This window comes from Bathymodiolus heckerae thiotrophic gill symbiont, from assembly GCF_900180345.1.
Classification (GTDB): domain Bacteria; phylum Pseudomonadota; class Gammaproteobacteria; order PS1; family Pseudothioglobaceae; genus Thiodubiliella.
The window spans coordinates 1-1,151 of record NZ_FXLV01000101.1; the positions used below are offsets into that span (position 1 = coordinate 1).

Below are 1,151 nucleotides of genomic sequence, written 5' to 3' on the forward strand. Positions count from 1 at the left end.
ACTGTATAAGCATAATGATGAGCTTTTTAACATATATTACTGGATTTTTTATGAACTTTGAACTTTTACCGATTTTGACCGATTATGAAATTAAAAAAAGGGGGGATGAAATTAAAAAAAAATCTTCTCCTCTGAAACTACTGAGCCAATCTCAACCAAACTTTGCTGAAATGATCCTTAGGTGGTCCCCTTTCAAAATTGTGTCCGTCAGCGCCGTCCTGTATCCAAGATGGCCACCATTACTAAAAATAGAAATTTCTTCAAATGGCCAAAACTGCTCTATTTTAAGCCAGAAAGTGCCCAAATTTGAACTGTATAAGCATAATGATGAGCTTTTTAACATATATTACGGGATTTTTTATGAACTTTGAACTTTTACCGATTTTGACCGATTATGAAATTAAAAAAAAGGGGGGATGAAATTAAAAAAAAATCTTCTCCTCTGAAACTACTGAGCCAATTTCAACCAAACTTTGCTGAAATGATCCTTAGGTGGTCCCCTTTTAAAATTGTGTCCGTCAGCGCCGTCCTGTATCCAAGATGGCCGCCATTACTAAAAATAGAAATTTCTTCAAATGGCCAAAACTGCTCTATTTTAAGCCAGAAAGTGCTCAAATTTGAACTGTATAAGCATAATGATGAGCTTTTTAACATATATTACGGGATTTTTTATGAACTTTGAACTTTTACCGATTTTGACCGATTATGCAAATTAGAAAAAAGGGGGGATGAAATTAAAAAAATCTTCCCCTCTGAAACTACTGAGCCAATCTCAACAAAACTTTGCTGAAATGATCCTTAGGTGGTCCCCTTTCAAAATTGTGTCCGTCAGCGCCGTCCTGTATCCAAGATGGCCACCATTACTAAAAATAGAAATTTCTTCAAATGGCCAAAACTGCTCTATTTTAAGCCAGAAAGTGCCAAAATTTGAACTGTATAAGCATAATGATGAGCTTTTTAACATATATTACGGGATTTTTTATGAACTTTGAACTTTTACCGATTTTGACCGATTATGCAAATTAGAAAAAAGGGGGGATGAAATTAAAAAAATCTTCTCCTCTGAAACTACTGAGCCAATCTCAACCAAACTTTGCTGAAATGATCCTTAGGTGGTCCTCTTTCAAAATTGTGTCCGTCAGCGCCGTCCT

At 35.4% G+C, this 1,151-nt stretch carries 1 protein-coding gene; it reads left to right on the plus strand.

All coding sequences use genetic code 11. The features are described from left to right. A partial coding sequence (locus CRYPD_RS07685; protein WP_212744003.1) for a hypothetical protein occupies positions 1–371 on the plus strand: 371 nt, incomplete at its 5' end. Positions 372–1,151 lie beyond the last annotated feature (780 nt).